This window comes from Methylobacterium marchantiae (genome assembly GCF_042679825.1).
In the GTDB taxonomy this organism is placed as follows: Bacteria; Pseudomonadota; Alphaproteobacteria; order Rhizobiales; family Beijerinckiaceae; genus Methylobacterium; species Methylobacterium marchantiae.
Window position 1 is genome coordinate 1 of sequence record NZ_JBHTND010000026.1, and the last position, 18,279, is coordinate 18,279.

14 protein-coding genes are annotated in these 18,279 nt (G+C 67.9%); 5 read left to right on the forward strand and 9 right to left on the reverse strand.

Annotated features, from left to right (window positions below; translation table 11 throughout):
• Window positions 1-168: 168 nt before the first annotated feature.
• Window positions 169-333, reverse strand: a complete 165-nt coding sequence (locus ACFQ4G_RS16930; protein ID WP_238206786.1) for a YqaE/Pmp3 family membrane protein — start codon at window positions 331-333, stop codon at window positions 169-171.
• Between the two features lie 241 nt (window positions 334-574).
• Between ACFQ4G_RS16930 and ACFQ4G_RS16935 the strand changes: the two genes are divergently transcribed.
• Together ACFQ4G_RS16935 and ACFQ4G_RS16940 are read left to right on the forward strand one after the other, a co-directional pair.
• Window positions 575-1,561, forward strand: a complete 987-nt coding sequence (locus tag ACFQ4G_RS16935; protein ID WP_238206788.1) for a DUF2336 domain-containing protein — start codon at window positions 575-577, stop codon at window positions 1,559-1,561.
• Window positions 1,562-1,580: 19 nt separating this feature from the next.
• The gene (locus ACFQ4G_RS16940) at window positions 1,581-2,366 is read left to right on the forward strand and encodes a hypothetical protein (RefSeq protein ID WP_238206790.1); all 786 of its coding nucleotides are present in this window, start codon (window positions 1,581-1,583) and stop codon (window positions 2,364-2,366) included.
• 69 nt (window positions 2,367-2,435) lie between these two features.
• Here ACFQ4G_RS16940 and ACFQ4G_RS16945 read toward each other — a convergent pair whose 3' ends face one another.
• From ACFQ4G_RS16945 to ACFQ4G_RS16965, 5 genes are all read right to left on the reverse strand, one after another.
• Window positions 2,436-3,701: a DUF4167 domain-containing protein gene (locus tag ACFQ4G_RS16945; protein ID WP_238206792.1), complete on the reverse strand. Its 1,266-nt coding sequence runs from the start codon at window positions 3,699-3,701 to the stop codon at window positions 2,436-2,438.
• 404 nt (window positions 3,702-4,105) lie between these two features.
• Window positions 4,106-5,023 carry a peptide chain release factor N(5)-glutamine methyltransferase gene (gene prmC, locus ACFQ4G_RS16950; RefSeq protein WP_238206794.1) on the reverse strand — a complete coding sequence of 306 codons (918 nt, stop codon included), beginning with the start codon at window positions 5,021-5,023 and terminating at the stop codon, window positions 4,106-4,108.
• A gap of 11 nt (window positions 5,024-5,034) precedes the next feature.
• On the reverse strand, window positions 5,035-6,120 hold the full coding sequence (gene prfA / locus ACFQ4G_RS16955) for a peptide chain release factor 1 (protein WP_238206796.1): 1,086 nt from the start codon (window positions 6,118-6,120) through the stop codon (window positions 5,035-5,037).
• A 96-nt stretch (window positions 6,121-6,216) separates the two neighbouring features.
• The gene (gene ptsP / locus ACFQ4G_RS16960) at window positions 6,217-8,481 is read right to left on the reverse strand and encodes a phosphoenolpyruvate--protein phosphotransferase (protein ID WP_238206798.1); all 2,265 of its coding nucleotides are present in this window, start codon (window positions 8,479-8,481) and stop codon (window positions 6,217-6,219) included.
• Window positions 8,482-8,554: 73 nt separating this feature from the next.
• Window positions 8,555-9,790 (reverse strand): aspartate kinase, encoded by a 1,236-nt coding sequence (locus tag ACFQ4G_RS16965; protein WP_238206800.1) that lies wholly within the window; start codon window positions 9,788-9,790, stop codon window positions 8,555-8,557.
• Between the two features lie 188 nt (window positions 9,791-9,978).
• Between ACFQ4G_RS16965 and ubiG the strand changes: the two genes are divergently transcribed.
• The 3 genes from ubiG (at window position 9,979) to ACFQ4G_RS16980 (ending at window position 12,417) form a co-directional block, all read left to right on the forward strand.
• Window positions 9,979-10,725, forward strand: a complete 747-nt coding sequence (ubiG, locus tag ACFQ4G_RS16970) for a bifunctional 2-polyprenyl-6-hydroxyphenol methylase/3-demethylubiquinol 3-O-methyltransferase UbiG (RefSeq protein ID WP_238206801.1) — start codon at window positions 9,979-9,981, stop codon at window positions 10,723-10,725.
• Window positions 10,726-10,774: 49 nt separating this feature from the next.
• Window positions 10,775-11,362 (forward strand): YbhB/YbcL family Raf kinase inhibitor-like protein, encoded by a 588-nt coding sequence (locus ACFQ4G_RS16975; protein WP_238206802.1) that lies wholly within the window; start codon window positions 10,775-10,777, stop codon window positions 11,360-11,362.
• A gap of 80 nt (window positions 11,363-11,442) precedes the next feature.
• Entirely contained in the window at window positions 11,443-12,417 is a 975-nt protein-coding gene (locus ACFQ4G_RS16980; protein ID WP_238206803.1) for an NADPH:quinone oxidoreductase family protein, read from the forward strand.
• A gap of 16 nt (window positions 12,418-12,433) precedes the next feature.
• Here ACFQ4G_RS16980 and ACFQ4G_RS16985 read toward each other — a convergent pair whose 3' ends face one another.
• From ACFQ4G_RS16985 to ACFQ4G_RS16995, 3 genes are read right to left on the reverse strand one after another with little or no spacing between them, the layout of a single operon-like run.
• A complete protein-coding gene (locus ACFQ4G_RS16985) occupies window positions 12,434-15,745 on the reverse strand; it encodes an error-prone DNA polymerase (protein ID WP_238206804.1) in 3,312 nt (1,103 codons plus the stop codon).
• Complete coding sequence (locus tag ACFQ4G_RS16990) at window positions 15,742-17,325, reverse strand: Y-family DNA polymerase (RefSeq protein WP_238206805.1); 1,584 nt, start codon at window positions 17,323-17,325, stop codon at window positions 15,742-15,744. Before ACFQ4G_RS16990 ends, ACFQ4G_RS16985 begins: the two co-directional genes overlap by 4 nt.
• On the reverse strand, window positions 17,252-18,043 hold the full coding sequence (locus ACFQ4G_RS16995; RefSeq protein WP_238206806.1) for an ImuA family protein: 792 nt from the start codon (window positions 18,041-18,043) through the stop codon (window positions 17,252-17,254). The genes ACFQ4G_RS16990 and ACFQ4G_RS16995 overlap by 74 nt, the downstream gene beginning before the upstream one ends.
• Window positions 18,044-18,279 lie beyond the last annotated feature (236 nt).

Here is an 18,279-nt window from a genome sequence, read left to right on the forward strand (position 1 = left end):
GTCACAGGTTCAAATCCTGTCCCCGCAACCAAAACCCTCACACACAACACCGAAAGCCCGCCGCGACACACATCGCAGCGGGCTTCGTCGTGTCCGATGACATCCCTTTAAAAACAAGAGCCCGCTGCGAAACATCAACGCAGCGGGTTTTGCCACGTCAAAAACCCATCACCGATCCCGCATCACGATCCAGAGCGCATGAATCGAGCCGGGAAGGTAGAACAGAATGCACAGCAGGATGTTCAGAAAGAACTGAACCCCGATCCCGACGGTCAGAAGCACCGCAATCGGAGGCAGAAAAATTGCGAGGAGAATGCGGATGAGGCTGGACACGAGAAATCCTTGATCGATCGAGCGCCTTTGCTCCACCGATGAACCGAAACTGCCGCGCTTAAGTTCCTCCGATATTCACATTCGTAACACTTCCCGTGTCACGATCCATCCTGGAAGAACGTGACCGCGTTCAGCGGGCCAGACCTTCGGATCGGAAGCTGTCGTCCGGTCCAAGAGGGATGGGTGTTGCCGGTCTCGTTCCCGTCCGAGAACCGTCGTCACTGTTTCGGGCTGCCGCTCCATGATCGAGTCACTTCTGGCGGATGTCGAACGGGCCGCCACTTCGGGAGGAGCCCAGAGCCGAAGGGCCATTCTCCGCCGTGTGACCCATCTGTTCACCGCCCAGGCGAGCGTTCTCGGCGAAGCTCAGGTCCAGGCTTTCGATGACGTGATCCTGGTGCTGGCCCGGCCGGCGGAATCGGCATCGCGGGCCGCCCTCTCGAACATCCTCGCCGACATCCCCAACGCCCCCGCGAAAGTCGTGCGCGATCTCGCCTACGATGCGGCGGCCAGCGTGGCCTGCCCGGTCCTCGCCCGTTCGGCCAGGATCGTCGAGGACGACCTCGTGACGATCGCCGGCATGCGCGGGCAGGAACATCTGGGCGCCCTCGCGCGCCGGTCCGTTCTGAACGAACGCGTCACCGACGTCCTCGTCCAGAGGGGAGGACCGGCGGTGCGCCGGACCGTCGTCGCAAACAATCGGGCGAAACTCTCCGAGACGACCTTCGGGACTCTCGCCGACCTCGCCGCCGCCGATGCGGACCTGCTCGAAATGCTGGAGGAAAGAGCCGACAAGCCGAACCACCTTCGACACTTGCGCCGCGCTACCGCCGATCCCGGTGGAGGCCGCCCGAAATCACCTGGCATGCCGGTTCCCGCCTCCGCACAGGGTTACACCGTCGCGGATATCGAACAGCAGGAGAAGGTCGTCGTGGCCCTGCTCGCCAGGGGCAATATTCAGCAGGCGGCCCTGATCACGGCGCGGATCGCCGACATTCCCACCGAGATGGCGCTCGGCGCGTTCCGCTCGTCGGATCATGCCCCCTTGCTTCTTCTGTTCCGGACCGTCGGGTTCGGCTGGACGTCTCTCAGATTGTTCATCGAGGCCAAGCCCGAAGTGGACATGACGCCGGAGGAATGGCGCGGCGTGTTCGAGACCTATCATGCCCTCACGGCACGCGAGGCCCGTCGCACGGTTCGCCTCGTCGCGCGCCGTTTCAGGGTCTGATCGCTGAGCGCTCGACATCGTGCTGATCGAATTTTTCCACTACCTGACGACGCCGGCCTCGCTGACGCAGCGACGGCTCGGCTATCTGCGCGAAAGCGTCCTTCTGATGTCGCGCTCGCGGCGCCGGCATGCGGCATGGGCAGCTCATCTCGATGCGTCACGGTCCATCATTAGGCAGGCATCGGCGGATCTCGTTCGCCGGCGCACGACCGTCATCCTCGGCTCCGGCCTCCTCGACGACGTGCCTCTTCCCTATCTTGCCGAATGCTTCGAGAAGGTGATTCTGGTGGACATGATCCATCTCTGGCCGGCACGTCTTGCGGTACGCCGCTATACGAACGTTACCCTGCAGGTCGCCGATCTCAGCGGATGCGTGGATTGGCTGAGAGGAGAGGGCGAGCGCTGCACCGATCCGCTCGCGTTCCTGGACCGTGAGGAGATCGACTTCGTCGTCTCCGCCAACCTTCTCTCACAACTGCCGATCCTGCCGCTGGACTGGTTCGAGTCGCGCGGTCGCTCGATTCCCGACGGGCTCGGACGCAGCATCGTCATGAACCATCTCGAAGGACTGACGCGTCTGCGGGGGCGTGTCTGCCTGCTGACAGATGTCGAACAGGTGACGGAAGACCGGAAGGGCCGGGTCGTCGAACGCTTCGATCTGCTCCACGAGAGTGCGCTTCCCGCTCCCGACCGGTCCTGGATCTGGGATATCGCGCCCTTCGGCGAGATCGGGCGCGGCAACCGGCAGCATCATCGTGTTCATGCCTATGCCGATTGGCACATGGCGATGCATCGACCCACATAGCCCGTATGAGAAAGCCGCCCCGGATCATGGGGGCGGCTCTCCTATCGGACGGGTAAAAAATCAGACGGACTATTCCACCGTGGACGGTGCGTCGCCTGCATTGACGCCGCCGGCCTCCGAGCCGTCGGACCCTTCGAAACGCGGACGACGGCGGCGGCGGGGCTTGGGCGCCGCAGAAGACGCATCGTCCCGCGGCACGTCGCCGGCGAGATCGCGCGTCGGCTCCGTATTGCCCGGAGCCTCGGCCGGGCGTTCCGCGACCGGAGCAGGGGCCGGACGGGGGGCGGCCGTCAGGAAGGCCGGCAACGCCGCCACGTCTTCCAAGGAGCGCGGTTCGGATTCCTCCCGCCGACGGGACCGTCGGGGAGCCGTTTCCGCCGAGCGACGGTTGTCGCTGCGTGGTGCTTCCTGCCGGGCGACGTCTTGCCTGACGGGATCCTGTCTGACGGGATCTTGCCTCACAGGCTCCTGGCGAGCCGCTTCCTGACGTGACGCGTCCGGAGACATCTGGTCTTGCCGCGACGAACCGTCGTTGCCCTGGTACTCGCTGCGATGACCTTCGTAGCGCTGGCTCTCGTTGCGACCCTGGCCACGGTTGAAATCGGTCCGCGGCTGATCTTGTCGATTTTGATCCTGGCGCACGGCGTCCTGGCGGCCGTAATCCTGGCGCGGCTGATCCTGCCGCGCATTCTCGTGCCGTGAATTCTCACCCCGAAAGGAATCCTGGCGGTTGTAATCCTGCCGTCCCTGATCCGGGCGCGAGGTATCTTGGCGCGAGGTGTCCTGGCGCCCGTAATCCTGCCGCTGGTTGTCGCGGTTGCCGTCGAAACGCTGAGAGCGATCGTTACGGTTCTGGAAGCGATCCCGGCGCGTGTTGCGCTGGTCGGATTGCGAGTCCGGCCGGGAATCCGGTCGCGTGTCTTGCCGTGTATCCTGCCGCGGCTCGTAGGATTGCGGCTGCGGCTGCTGGGCCGGATCACCGTATTCCTCGTTGTAGCCCGAGCTGTTGCCGTAGCCGTTGGCGGCATAGCCCTGGCTCGCGCCCTGCCCCTCGTCGTCGCCGTCCTCATCGTCTTCGTAGCCGTTGCGAGCATAGCCACCGTTCTGCTGGCGGTTCTGCTCCTGGGCACCGGAGATGATGCGGAAGTAATGCTCGCCGTGCTGGAAATAGTTCTCGGCCGCGACAGGGTCGCCGCTCGCCTGCGCATCACGCGCGAGCTGGGCGTATTTGTCGGCAATGTGTTGAGCCGTCCCTCGGATTTTCACATCCGGTCCGTTGGATTCGTAGGAACGCGTGAGCGGATTGGGACCTTTGGGGCGGTTGCGACCGCGCATCCGTCTATTCTGGTTTGGTCTCATCGGTGTCGATTGACCCTCGTTCAAATCGGAGCGTCTGAAGATGCGGCGGTCTCACGGGCAACGAAAACTCACCCGGTTCGGGGTTCGTCCTTGGCCTCGTAGGATCCGGTCAATGGTTCCGCGATCGATTTCGCCGTGTTTGCCATATGTCCGGCCAACCGAATCCTGCGCTCACATTCCGGCGCGTATCGGTTGTCTGGCGCTCAGGTCATCGAGCTTCCACACGGCTTCTTGTGCGTATCAGCTCGATGGTGGGGAGATCGTCTAAAAATATCGCGGAACTGGTTGCCGCCGACATTTCTACCGCGATCCGCCTTAACGGACCGTTCGCGATCTGTCTCCGACATTAGCGGCTCCCCAAGGGCACAACAAGCTCTTTTTCAGCTCTCGGCGCCGTTACCGGCAGACAAAGGACCTGAAAGCGTAACGACACGGGCATGTCCCGCCAGATCCTGCCTGATCGAAGCTTGGGAGAACCCTGCGTCGATGCCGATCCGCCTCACGGCCTCGGCCTGATCGTAGCCGACTTCGAGAACGAGGGCCCCGTCTGGACCGAGAAGGGCCGGCCGGCCGTGCTCACCGTTCACCCTGCCTGTCGCCTCCGCCACGATCCACCGATAGGCAAGGAGGCCGTCCTCGCCTCCGTCGAGGGCGGCGTGCGGATCATGAAGGCGGACCTCGTCGGCCAGGGTCGGAATCGTCGCGCTCGGGATATAGGGCGGGTTGGAGACGATGACGTCGAAAGGTTTGCCGAAGGGCGAGCACCAGTCGCCAACGAGGAAGGCGGCACGCCGCCCGACGCCGTTGATCCTGGCATTGGTCCTGGCGCAGGCGAGCGCCTCGTGAGAGCGGTCGAGTCCCACTCCGAAAGCCTGCCCCCATTCGCTGAGGAGCGAGACCAGGATGCAGCCGGACCCGGTTCCGAGGTCGAGGAGCCGCAACGGCCGATGGCGGTCGGGATGAAGGGCCAGTGCGGCTTCCACCACGGTCTCCGTATCGGGCCGCGGAACCAGCGTCGCGGCATTCAGGACGAAGGGAAGGCCCCAGAATTCCCACTCGCCGAGGATGCGGGCCACGGGCTCGCCGTCGAGGCGCCGTCGCACGGCTTCCCCGAACCGTGCAGCGCCTTCCTCGTTGAGAACCCTATTGCCGTAGAGGACGAGATCGGTCTGCGTGATGCCGAGGGCGTGCAGCAGGAGGAAGCGGGCATCGCTCGCCGCTCCGTCGATCCCTGCCTCGGAGAGTATCGCGACCGCGTGCCGCAGGGCCTGCTGGCGCGTCTGCCCGGGAAGGATCATGCCGTCCCTCGTCACACCATGCCTTCGGCGGCCATGAGTTCCGCCTGATGCTCGGTGATGAGGGCGTCCACGAGTTCGTCAAGAGCCTCGCCCGCGAGCACCTCTTCGAGCTTGTAGAGGGTCAGGTTGATCCGGTGATCGGTCACCCGCGCCTGCGGGAAATTATAGGTGCGGATGCGCTCGGACCGGTCGCCGGAGCCGACCTGCGACTTGCGGTCGGCGGCCCGCACCGCGTCCTTCGCGGTCCGCTCGGCATCGTAGAGCTTGGCACGCAGCAGCGACATGGCCCGCGCCCGGTTCTTGTGCTGCGAGCGCTCCTCCTGGACGAAGATGACGATGCCGGAGGGAAGATGGGTGATGCGGATCGCCGATTCCGTCTTGTTGACGTGCTGGCCGCCGGCGCCCTGCGAGCGCATCGTGTCGATCTTCAGATCCGCATCGTTGACGACGATGTCGACCTCCTCGGCTTCCGGCAGCACGGCCACGGTGGCGGCGGAGGTGTGGATGCGCCCTTGAGCCTCGGTATCGGGCACGCGCTGGACACGGTGCGCACCGCTCTCGAACTTGAGTTTGGCGAACACGCCCCTGCCCTTCACCTCGGCGATGACTTCGCGGTAGCCGCCGACGGTGCCTTCGCTCTCCGAAATGACGTCGACCTTCCAGCCCTTCAGGTCGGCGTATTTCGCATACATGCGGAACAGGTCGCCGGCGAAGAGGGCGGCCTCGTCGCCGCCGGTGCCGGCGCGAATCTCGAGGATCGCGCTCTTCTCGTCCGCGGCGTCCTTGGGCAGCAGGATCACCTGGAGCGCCTTGTGGGCGGCCTCGAGTCCGGCCTCCGCCTCAGGCTTCTCGTCGGCGGCGAGCGCCCGCATCTCGGCATCGCCGCCGGGCTCGTCGATGAGAGCCTCGATCTCCGCGAGGTTCGTCGCGGCCGCACGATAGACGTGGATCGCCGCCACCACGCCGTCGAGCTCGGCGAGTTCCCGGGACAGCTGGACGAAGCTGTCGGAATCGGCCGAGCCTGCGCTGAGCGTCGCGGTGACGATGTCGTGCCGCGTCAGGATGGCGTCGAGACGGTCTGAGGGAATAGGGGTCATCGCCCGAAGGATACTCTCAACTGTGGAATAGGAATGTCGAACGGACGCGCAGGGTCCGTGGGTGCCTGCGGCTGTCGGCAGAAGCCGTGACGCTCGCTAGATAGGCACGCCGTGCGCTTTGGCGAAGGCCGTCAGGACCGGCCGCAGGGAGGCACCGTCGCCCGCCCGCTTCATCTCGGCATCGAGCACGGCCGCCACGGCGGAGGCGTCGAGTCCGAGCACCATGGCCTTTACCGGGCCGATGGCGGCCGGCGACATGGACAGGTTGCGGAACCCCAATCCGATCAGGGCCATCGCCTCCAGCGGCTTGCCGCCGATCTCTCCGCAGATCGTCACCGGGCAATCCGCCGCCGCCGCTCGCTGAGCGATGAGGCGGAAGGCCCGCAGGGCGGGCACGCTCAGGGTGTCGAACCGGTCCGCGACGCGGCGGTTCTCGCGGTCGACCGCGAAGAGGAACTGCATCAGGTCGTTCGAGCCCACCGACAGAAAGTCGGCGACCTTGGCGATCTCGTCGATCTGGAACAGCAGCGAGGGCACTTCGACCATCACGCCGAGGCGGCAATCACTCGGCAGGACGTGGCCGTGGCGGCGCAGATGCGCCTTCTCGCGGTCGACGATGGCCTTGGCACGGACGAACTCGTCCACCGTCGCGACCATCGGGAACATGATCTTGAGTGGCCGGCCCGAGGCGGCCCGGAGGAGGGCGCGCAATTGCACCCGTAGCAGGGCAGGGCGGTCGAGGCCGATGCGGATCGCGCGCCAGCCCAGTGCCGGGTTCTCTTCCTCGAGGGCCGGCATGTAGGGCAGGATCTTGTCGCCGCCGATGTCGAGGGTGCGGATCGTCACCGGCAGATCGCCAGTGGCGGTGAAGACCGCCTCGTAGAGCGATTGCTGCTCGGCGGCCGACGGCATCCGCTGGGCCACCATGAACTGCAGCTCGGTGCGGAACAGGCCGACGCCCTCGGCGCCGCTCTCGTTGAGATGCGTCAGGTCGACGAGCAGCCCGGCATTGAGCTGCAGGCCGATGGCGACCCCGTCCTTGGTGACCGCGGGAAGATCGCGGAGCGCCCGGTACCGTTCCTGCCGCCGCGCCCGCAGGCGGACCTGCTCGGCATAGGCCGCCTCGATCTCCGGGCCGGGACGGACCTGAATCTCGCCGGTGGCGCCGTCGACGATGATCGCGTCGCCCGCGTCGCAGAGCGCCGTGGCATTAGCGATCTCGCCCACCGCCGGGATGCCTAAAGCCCGGGCGACGATGGCGATGTGGCTCGTCGGGCCACCTTCCTCCAGCACGACGCCGCGCAGGGAGGCGCGGTCGTATTCGAGCAGGGCCGCCGGCCCCATGGAGCGGGCGACCAGGATCGCGTTCTCGGGGAGCTCGCGATGCGCTCCGTTGCTTTCCGCGCCGATGAGCGTGCGCAGGAGCCGGTTGGCGAGGTCGTCGAGATCGTGCAGGCGGTCGCGAAGGTAGGGGTCGCTCTGCCGCATCATCCGGGCGCGATTGTCCGACTGGACGCGCTCGACGGCGGCTTCCGCGGTGAGGCCGGAATGGACCGCCTCGCGCATCCGGCGCAGCCAGCCCTTGTCATGGGCGAACATGCGCACGGTCTCCAGCACCTCGCGCGATTCGCCGGTGCCGATGCTGTCGCCGCGCTCGACGAGGTCGTCGATGGCCGATCGGACCTCGCCGATGGCCTCTTCCAGCCGCTCGACCTCGCGCTCGAGATTCTCGGCGATGAGCTGCTTCACGATGATGCGAGGCTCGTGCAGCACCACGTGGCCGAGGCCGATGCCATCGGCGAGCGCGACGCCGCGCTGGCTCACGGCGCGGCGCGCGGCCGAGCCGGCGCCCGGCGCCAGGGATTGCAGCTCGCCCGAAGCGATCATCTCGGACAGCACCATCGCCGTCGTCTGGAGCGCCTCGATCTCCTCCTCGGAATAGACCCTGTAAGTGAGGTTCTGCACCACGAGGACGCCGAGGGTGTTCCCGGCGCGCAGGAGCGGCACGCCGAGGAAGGCGTGGTAGGCCTCTTCCCCGGTCTCGGGCCGGTACGAGAAGGCGGGGTGCGACTGGGCGTCCGAGAGGGAGAGCGGCTCGGCGGTCTTGGCGATGAGGCCGACGAGACCTTCGTCCGCCCGCATGCGGGTCAGATGCACGGCCGAGCGGTTCAGCCCTTCGGTCGCGAACAGTTCGAGCGTGTTGTCATCGCTCAGAACATAGACCGAACAGACCTCGGCGATGACGTTCGCCGCGATGAGGGTGACGATGCGGTCGAGGCGTGCTTGTGGACTGACCGGCTCCGCCATCGCTTCGCGGAGGCGGCGCAGCAGCAGGCGCGGGCCACCGGGCGCAGCAGGCATGGTCTCCTCGATCCGAATTCAATCCCCGACCTCGCACGCGCAAGTTTCGTGCGCGACGGGAAGGGTTGGGCGCTCAAGCCTGATCGAGGCCGTATAGCGAGTGGAGCGTACGAACGGCAAGCTCCGTATAGGCTGCGTCGATCAGGACGGAGAACTTGATCTCCGATGTGGTGATCGCACGGATGTTGATTCCCTTCTGCGCCAGGGCCCTGAATGCCTTGGCTGCGACGCCGGCATGGCTGCGCATGCCTACGCCGATGGCCGAAACCTTCACGACATCGGTGGCGCCCTCGATCTGGGCGAACTCGATGACGCTGCTCTGGGCATCGAGAATCGTGCGGGCGCGGTCGTAATCGGCCGACGGCACCGTGAAGGTCATGTCGGTGGTCGATTGGTCGCCCGACACGGTCTGGATGATCATGTCGACGTTGATGTTGGCATCGGCCAGCGGCCCGAAGATCGCTGCCGCGACGCCGGGGCTGTCCTTGACGCGGCGAAGGGTGATCTGCGCCTCGTCCTTCGAGAAGGCGATCCCGGTGATGATCTGCTGTTCCACGATGTCGTCCTCGTCGCAGATGAGGGTGCCTGTGCGGGCGTTGTCGGGCGGGTCGAAGCTGGAGCGCACCGTGGTCGGCACGCGATGGACCATGGCGAGTTCGACGGAGCGGACCTGGAGCACCTTGGCTCCGAGGGAGGCCATCTCCAGCATCTCCTCGAAGGTCACGCGCTCCATGCGCCTGGCCTTCTGCACAACGCGAGGGTCGGTGGTGTAGACGCCGTCGACATCGGTATAGATGTCGCAGCGCTCGGCGCCGATGGCGGCGGCGATGGCCACCGCGCTGGTATCCGAGCCGCCCCGGCCGAGCGTTGTGACGCGGCCGGTCTCGGGATGGATGCCCTGGAAGCCCGCGATGACGGCGACCTCGCCGCGCGTGAAGCCGGCATCGAGATTCTTCGGATCGATGGCCGCGATGCGGGCCGAGCCGTGGGCGTCCGAGGTCTCGATCGGGATTTGCCAGCCCTGCCAGGAGCGTGCCTTGATCCCGTTCTTCTGGAGCGCCGCGGCGAGGAGGCCGGCGGTGACGAGCTCGCCCGAGGCGACGACGGCGTCGTATTCGGCCTCGTCGTAGAGCGGGTTCGCGTCCTTGACCCAGGCGACGAGCTCGTTGGTCTTGCCCGACATGGCCGAGACCACGACGGCGACGTCGTAGCCGGCGGCGATCTCCCTCGCCACGTGGAGCGCCACGTTGCGGATACGGTCCACGGTCGCCACCGATGTGCCGCCGAACTTCATCACCAAACGGGGCATGTCGGGTCCGCGTCGATCCATTCCAGGCCCGGCCGCCTGCCGGGAGCACGGCACTCTCGGCAATCGGCCGGATCCGTGTCCCGCCGCTGTACCGGCCGGTGCTTCGGCGGGTACAAGGGCACTTCGGACGTGTCAACAATCGGGCATGCGGGCGGTATGGCCCGTATCCGGGTCGGAAGGTCAGGCGAATGAACCCAGCGGCATCCTCTTCCATCGACGCCGAGGAAGTCGCGCGCTTCGAGGGCATCGCCGCGACGTGGTGGGCCGAGGACGGGCCGATGAAGGTGCTGCACCGGTTCAATCCGGTGCGCCTCGCCTATATCCGCGACGCGATCTGCGCGAAATTCGGCCGCGACCCGCGCATGCCCTACCCGTTGAAAGGCCTCACCATCGTCGATGTCGGCTGCGGCGGCGGCGTCCTGTCCGAGCCCCTGGCACGGCTCGGGGCCAGCGTCACCGGGCTCGATCCGGCGCCCACCAACATCGCCGTGGCGCGCGCACATGCGCAGGCCGAGGGCGTGGCGGTGGATTACCGCTCGCAGACCATTGAGGAGGTGGTCGCGGCGGGCGAGCGGTTCGACGTCGTCCTGATCATGGAGGTGGTGGAGCACGTGGTCGACATGCCGGCCTTCGTCGCCTCGGCCTGCCAGGCGGTGAAGCCGGACGGCCTCCTGTTCGCCGCCACCCTCAACCGCACCCTGCGCTCCTTCGCGCTGGCCATCGTCGGAGCCGAATACGTCCTCGGCTGGCTGCCGCGGGGGACCCACGATTGGGACAAGTTCGTGAAGCCGGAGGAATTGTCCCGCGCCATCACGCGCGGCGGCCTTTCCGTCACCGATACGACGGGCGTGGTGTTCAATCCCCTCGACGGGAGCTGGCGGGCTGCCCGCGACACGGCGGTGAACTACATGGTCGCGGCCGCCCGCCCGGCCTGAACCCGGCCCCGCCCTCCTCGTTGACGATGCGGATCGACGAGGAGACGTCATGCTGGAAAAGCTTCCCCACGCGGTCGGCTCGGCCCTTTCGGGCTTGAAGGCCGGCCTCGACAAGACCGCCTACCAACAGGATTTCGGATCGGTGCCCGAGACGATCTCGCTGACGAGCCCGGCCTTCGCCGACGGGGCGAGCCTGCCGGCCCGTTTTACCGAGGATGGGCCCGGCGTCTCGCCGCCGCTGGCATGGAGCGGCTTGCCCGCGGGCACGAGCCATGTGGTCCTGCTCGTGGAGGATGCGGGCAGTCCGACACCGAAGCCCCTCGTCCATCTCATCGCCTGGAACCTCGCGGCCGGTGACGTTCTAGGTAAGGGCGACGTTCTCGGTGAGGGCGATCTCGCGAGCCCCGCCGGCGAGGGGCGCCGGCACGATCTGGGGCGGAACAGTTTCCTCAAGGACCAGTGGCTGCCGCCGGATCCGCCCACCGGGCACGGCCCGCACGCCTACCTGTTCCAGCTCTACGCCCTCGATGCGCCTCTCGATCTTCAGGCGAGCCCGGGCCGGGCCGCACTGATCGAGGCCATGACGGGTCATGTTCTCGCCAAGGGGAGCCTGACCGGGCTCTACGAGCGGCGCTGACGACAAACGCTTGCGCCGCTGCCGCCAATCGGTGCAAGCGCGATCCATCGAGAAGCGATGCGGCTCAGGAGAGGATCGGCATGAAGGCTTTGCTCTGCACCAGGCTCGGCGGCCCCGAAGACCTTGCCGTCGTCGAGACGGCCGATCCGGTCGCCGGCCCCGGCGAGGCCCTGGTGCGGGTGACGCTCGCCGCCCTGAATTTCTTCGACACGCTCATCATCGCCGGGCGCTACCAGGTGAAGCCGGACCTGCCGTTCTCGCCCGGCGGTGAGGCCGTGGGCATCATCGAGGCGCTCGGGGAAGGAGTATCCGGGTTCGATGTCGGCGACCGCGTCATCGTCCACCGCACCTACGGCACCTGCGCCGAGCGCATCGCGGTGGGAATCACGCATCTCACCCCCGTGCCCGATGCGGTGAGCGACGAGCAGGCGGCCGGCCTCACCATCACCTACGGCACCTCGCTCCACGCCCTGCGGGATCGCGCGCGGCTCCAGCCCGGCGAGACGCTGGCGGTTCTCGGCGCCTCGGGCGGCGTCGGCCTCGCCGCGGTGGAACTCGGCGTGATCATGGGGGCGAAGGTGATCGCCTGCGCCTCCTCGCCGGAAAAGCTTGCGGTGGCACAGGCGCACGGGGCCGAGATGGGCCTCGATTACAGCGCTGACACTCTGCGCGAGGGGTTGAAGAAGCTCACCGAGGGACGGGGCGTCGACGTGATCTACGATCCGATCGGCGGCGAGTATGCCGAGCCTGCCCTGCGCTCGCTGGGCTGGAAGGGCCGCTACCTCGTCATCGGCTTCGCCGCCGGCGACATCCCGCGCATCCCCCTCAACCTCGCCCTCCTCAAGGGCATCGATATCCAGGGCGTGCATTGGGGCGTGTTCGTCGAGCGCGAGCCCGAGGCCCACCGGGCGAACCAGGAACAGCTCCTCGCCTGGGTGGCGGAAGGGCGCCTCAAGGCGAAGATCCACGGCACCTATCCGATGGAGGAGTTCGTCGAGGCCCTGGGCATTCTCAAGCGCCGCGAGGCCGTGGGCAAGGTGCTGCTGCGGCCGTGATCCTGTTTCCTTATCATCAATGGAAATCCCGGCTCCGATAGACGCGCCGGTCCAGCGGTGCGCCGAAATCCGTGGTTTCCGCCGGTAGCTTGAGGCCACCCTCGCGCAGGCTCCGCAACTCGTCCGTCAGGTCACGGAACTGCTCGGCGAGGAGATGGACCACGAGGCCCGAGCGCTGGATGCGCCCGCGCACGGCGATGAACCGAGCGCTCATGGCGATGCGCCGGTTGGCCTCGAACACTTTCTTCCAGACGATGACGTTGCAGATGCCGGTCTCGTCCTCAAGCGTCAGGAACACCACGCCCTTGGCGGTGCCGGGCCGCTGCCGGGTGAGGACGAGCCCCGCCACGGTGACGCGGGCATTCTGGGCCCATGAGGGATCATGGTGGGCTGCGGCCGGGATCGCGCCGATGCGGGCGAGGCGGGCGCGGAAGAACGCCACCGGATGGCCCTTCAGCGAGAGCCCGGTGGAAACGTAATCCTCCGCCACGTGCTCGGAGAGCGCCATCGCGGGCAACTCCACCGAGGGTTCGTTCCGGAACAGGCCGTCATCGGCATGGAAGGCGAAGAGCGGCAGGGCGGCGTCGAGGAGATGGGTGCGCCGGTCGGTGGGGACGCCCCGCGCGGCGCTGGCGCGCATCGAGGTGCCTTCCAGAGCCCGTACGGCCCAGAGGGCGGCCCGGCGGTCGAGGTCGAGGGAGCGGAAGGCGTCGGCCTCCGCCAGGCGCTCGAGGGCGTTGCGGGGCAGCGTCAGGGCGGCCTGCAGACCCTCGACGCTGGCGTAGCCGTTGCCACGCAGGGCCACGAGCCGGGCCATGGCCGCCTTCGGCAATCCGCTCACCTGCCGCAGGCCGATGCGGACGGCGAAGCGGCGCTCGGTTCCCCGCTGCACCGAGGCCGGCTCCAGGGTGCAGTCCCAGGCGCTGGCATTGACGTCCGGCCCACGCACCTCGACCCCGTGGGCGCGGGCATCCCGCACGAGCTGGGCCGGCTGGTAGAAGCCCATGGGCTGCGAATTCAGGATCGCGGCGAGGAAGACGTCCGGATGCCGGCACTTCATCCAGGCCGAGGCGTAGACCAAAAGCGCGAAGCTCGCCGCATGGCTCTCCGGAAAGCCGTAGGTGGAGAACCCCTCGATCTGCTTGAAGCAGCGCTCGGCGAAGTCGCGCGGATAGCCGCGCCCCGCCATGCCCTCGATGAACTTGGTCCTGAAGTTCACGATCTGGCCGTTGTGCCGGAAGGTCGCCATGGCCCGGCGCAAACCGTCGGCCTCCGAGGGCGTGAAGCCGGCCGCCGTGATCGCGATCTGCATGGCGTGTTCCTGAAACAGCGGCACGCCGAAGGTCCGCTTCAACACCTCCTCGAGTTCGTCCTTCCGTCCATGCTCGGGGGAAGGGGATGGGAAGACCACTTCCTCCTCGCCCGAGCGCCGCCGCAGGTAGGGATGGACCATGTCGCCCTGGATCGGGCCGGGGCGCACGATGGCGACCTGCACGACGAGATCGTAGAATTCCTTCGGTTTCAGGCGCGGCAGCATCGACATCTGCGCCCGGCTCTCGACCTGGAAGACGCCGACGGAATCGGCCCTCGACAGCATGGCGTAGACGTCCGGCTCCTCGCGCGGGAGGTCGGCCAGGGTCTCGTAGGCGGTGCCGTGATCCTCGCGCAGGAAATCGAGACCGCGCCTGAGGCAGGTGAGCATGCCCAGCGCCAGCACATCGACCTTGAGCAGGCCGATCGTGTCGATGTCGTCCTTGTCCCATTCGATGAAGGTGCGGTCGGGCATCGCGGCGTTGCCCACCGGCACGGTCTCGTCGAGCCGCCCCTTCGTCAGTACGAACCCGCCCACATGCTGCGACAGGTGGCGCGGGAAGCCGATGAGCTGGATCGCGAGGTCCACCGCCTGCCGGATGGCGGGGTTGGCGGGGTCTAGCCCGGCTTGCGCGATATGCTGGTCGGGCAGGCCGGCGCCCCATGAGCCCCACACCGTGTCGGCCATCATGCCGGTGATGTCGGGGGTGAGGCCCAGCACCTTGCCGACCTCGCGGATGGCGCTGCGGGGCCTGTAATGGATCACCGTGGCGCAGATCGCCGCCCGGTCCCGCCCGTAGCGGTCGTAGAGGTACTGGATCACCTCCTCGCGGCGCTCGTGCTCGAAATCGACGTCGATGTCGGGCGGCTCGTCCCGGCTCTCGGAGATGAAGCGCGCGAAGAGGAGGCGGATCTTTGTCGGGTCCACCGCCGTGATGCCGAGGCAGTAGCAGACCACGGAATTGGCCGCCGAGCCGCGGCCCTGGCACAGGATTCCCCGGTTCCGGGCGAATTCGACGATGTCGTGGATGGTGAGGAAGTAGCGGGCGTAGTCGAGCCGGCGGATCAGGTCGAGTTCGTCGGCGAGAGACGCCGCGACTCCATCCGGGATGCCGTCCGGGTAGCGCAGTTCGGCGCGCTGCCGGGTGAGATATTCGAGATGCCCCTGCGCCGTTCTGCCGGGGGGAACGGGCTCGTCGGGATATTCGTATTTCAGTTCCTCCAGGGAGAACCCGCAGGTCTCGGCGATCTCGATCGTGCGCGCGATCGCCTCCGGATGATCGGCGAAGAGCCGGGCCATCTCTGCGGGTGGCTTGAGGTGGCGTTCCGCATTGGCCTCCAGCCGGTAGCCGGCCTCGACCAGGGTGCAGCCCTCGCGGATGCAGGCGACCATGTCCTGCAGGGGGCGCCGGTCGGGATGGTGATAGAGTGCATCCGACACCGCCACCATCGGCGCGCCGAGGCGTTTCCCGAACTCGGCGAGCCGGCCGAGCCGACGCCGCTCGTCGCCTCTGTAGCGATGGCTGACGCCGAGGAAGACGCGGCCGGGGGCAATCTCGGCCAGGGCGGCGAGATGTCGGGCGAAGAGGGGGTCGTCCTCCTCCGGCGGGAGCGCGACGAAGACCTGGCCCCTTGCCGCCGCGAGCATCTCCGAGACGCCGAACCGGCACTCGCCCTTCTGCGAGCGGCGGTTGCCGTCCGTGAGCAATCGGCAGAGCCGGCCGTAGCCGTCCCGGTCCATCGGGTAGGCGACCGCCTCGAATCCCTCTTCGGTGACGAGGCGGACGCCGGGAAGGTATCGGATCGTCGGCTCGCCCGCCTTCTCCCGTCGCTTGGCCTCGGCATGGCCGCGCACCACGCCGGATAGCGTGTTGCGATCGGCGATGCCGATGGCGTGGAGCCCGAGTTCGGCGCCCTGCGCCACCATCTCCTGCGGATGAGAGGCCCCGCGCAGGAAGGAGAAGTTCGTGGTGACCGCGAGCTCGGCATAGGGTAGGCGGCACCCGACCTCCCTCACGCGAACAACCCTTGCACGAACCAGCGCGCCGCCGTCTGCGCCGTGTGGAACCCCTCGCGGTAGACCCAGAGCCGCCGGCCGGATTCGTCCTCGACCACGTAGTAATCCCGGGTGGGCGCGGGCGCGTGCCACCAAGCGTCTGCGATGCGCTCCGGGCCCTCGGCATGGGCGATCCGGTGCAGGCGCCGGCGCCAGCGGAAGCGCTGGGGCGGCCCGTCTGGGGCGAGCGAGAACACCTCGTCGGCCGCCTCGCTGCGTGACAGGAGGACGAGGGGGCGGGCGGGCATCGGGCCCTGCGGGCGCGCGTTCACCCGTCCGGCCCAGTCGAGGGCGACGTGTCTCACCCGCCACGGCTCCAGGGCATCGGCGCGTTCGGGGATGTGGCTCGCCCGTGGGCTCACGCGGATCACCCTCGCCCCGATGCGCTGGCGCAGGGCGTCGGCGAGACGGGCGGTCCCGCCGGTATCGGCCTCCCGGTCGAGGCCCGTCTCGGCCAGCGCGTCCTGGCGGGTTTCCAGCCGGCCGATGCCGGTCACGTCGAGCCGCACGGTCTCGAAGCCGAATTCGGCATCGAGGGCCGGCCCGAGCCGGTCGAGGCGAAGATCGAACAGTCGCCCGATCCGGTCGGCAGACAGGGTCGGTTCCGAAAGGCCGAGATCGAGGCTGCGCTCGATCCCGTCGACCCGGTACAGGCTCAGCCGCAGGGATTGCGCGCCGAAGCCCGAGGCAGCGAGGCGGGGCGCGATCTCCTGCATCAGCCCGATGGCGGTGGCGACGATGATCGTCTGATGCCCGATCGGATCGAGAAAACCCCGGCTCGCGCCGAAGGCGGCCGGCTCGGCCAGGGAGACCAGCGGTTCGGGCCGTCTCCCCAGCGCCTGGTCGAGACGTAGCAGCAGAGTCTCGCCGAAGCGTCGTGCCAGGGGCGCACGGGGCGCGTCAGCCAGCGCCCCGATCCGGCGCAGGCCGAGGCGGCGGAGGGATTCGGCGATGGCCGGCTCGATCCGCAGGGCGCTCACGGAAAGGTCGCGCAAGGCCGGTGCGTTGCCTCCCTGCGGCACGACGACAGGCCTCGTCGAACCGCCATGACGAGCGAGCGCGAAGGCGCAGGCCGGCGTGTCGGCCAGGGCCAGCCGGGCGGGAATCGCATGGGCCGACAGGCGTGCGGCGAGGTCGGCCATCAGGGCTTCCTCCCCGCCGAACAGGTGGCTCGCCCCCTCCATGTCGAGGAAGAAGCCGTCCCCGCCTTCCGCCGGCCCGAACGGTGCCACCACGGGCGTGTAGCGTCGGGCCCAGAGGCAGAGCCGTGCGAGGGCGGCGGTGTCGGCCTCCGGGTCTGCGGGATGGACGGCGATGCCCGGCCCGATCCGGGCACGGGCTCGCGCGAGGGGCTCTCCCGGACGCAGGCCGAGAGCCCAGGCCGCGGCATCCACGGCCGTGATGCGCAGGCCCCCCGGCCCGATGGCGGCCACGACGGCGGGGGAGGTCGCTTCGGGCGACGCCTGTTCAGGGACCGTTCGAGCGCGCCTGAGACGCGTCAGCGGCCACTGCTCCAGCCAGACCGAAACGATGCGCGGCATGATCCCACTCCAGAAGCCAATCCCCCGTTCGTCCATTGCGGCAGCGGTCGAGCCGAGCCCGCCAGCAGGGCCGCTCGATGCAGCCGAACCGGTCCCGCAGGGCCGCGCCCGAGCCGATCCGCCAGCGGGTCGCGGCCATGTTCGGGCATTCCGCCTGAGGCGGACGCAGGACGAGGAGGAGCCGGGACGCGGCCTCGCCCGCCAGATGCAGCCGCCGGCTCTGCTTCAGCGGCAGGCCGGCATCCACCAGTCCCGCCACCGCCCTCAGGCCCTGAGAGCGCAGGGCCTCCTCCACGGCGCGGTAGGCATCCGCGTCGTTCTCGACCTCTAGGATCAGGAGGCGGCCCGGATCGAGGCCGAGCCCGGCAAGGCCGTGGCCGTAGGGCGTGGGGTGCCCCTTGCCGATGACGAGGAGAGCCTCTCCCTCCACCCGCGCGAGGTGGCGCGCCATCAGGGCGAGCGTGAACCCTAAGGCCGCTGCCTCGTCGCCCTCGGATTCCGGCGCGATCTCGTGCGGCCGGCCGAGAGACAGCCCTCCGCCGGGAAGCCCGGAATCGATATGGGCGATCCCCAGGGGCAGGGCCTCGATTGCCGGGGCGTCGGAATCCCGTCCCAGGTGATCGCGCAGGGCCGCAAGGGCGATCCGCCTGCGCTGCGCGGGCTCGTCCGCCTCCGTTCCTGCTTCATCGCGTGTCGTCCGTTGAGCCCGAGCCATCATGTCCGTTCCATCGCCTGACGATAAGAACAAAACAAGAACATACTCAACCGGTTTCAAAGGGTTTGGAATTTACCCAGCGTGTAGAACCGCTTCCCCTGTGGACGGCTGTGGACGAGTGTGGATGGAGCAACGGTAAGGCGACGATTGGAGATGCTCGGCCGGACTTGACCCCATGACCTGACCCGGCATTGTCCCTCCGCCGTGCCGGACCTCCGGCGCATCAGCCTGGAGAGAAT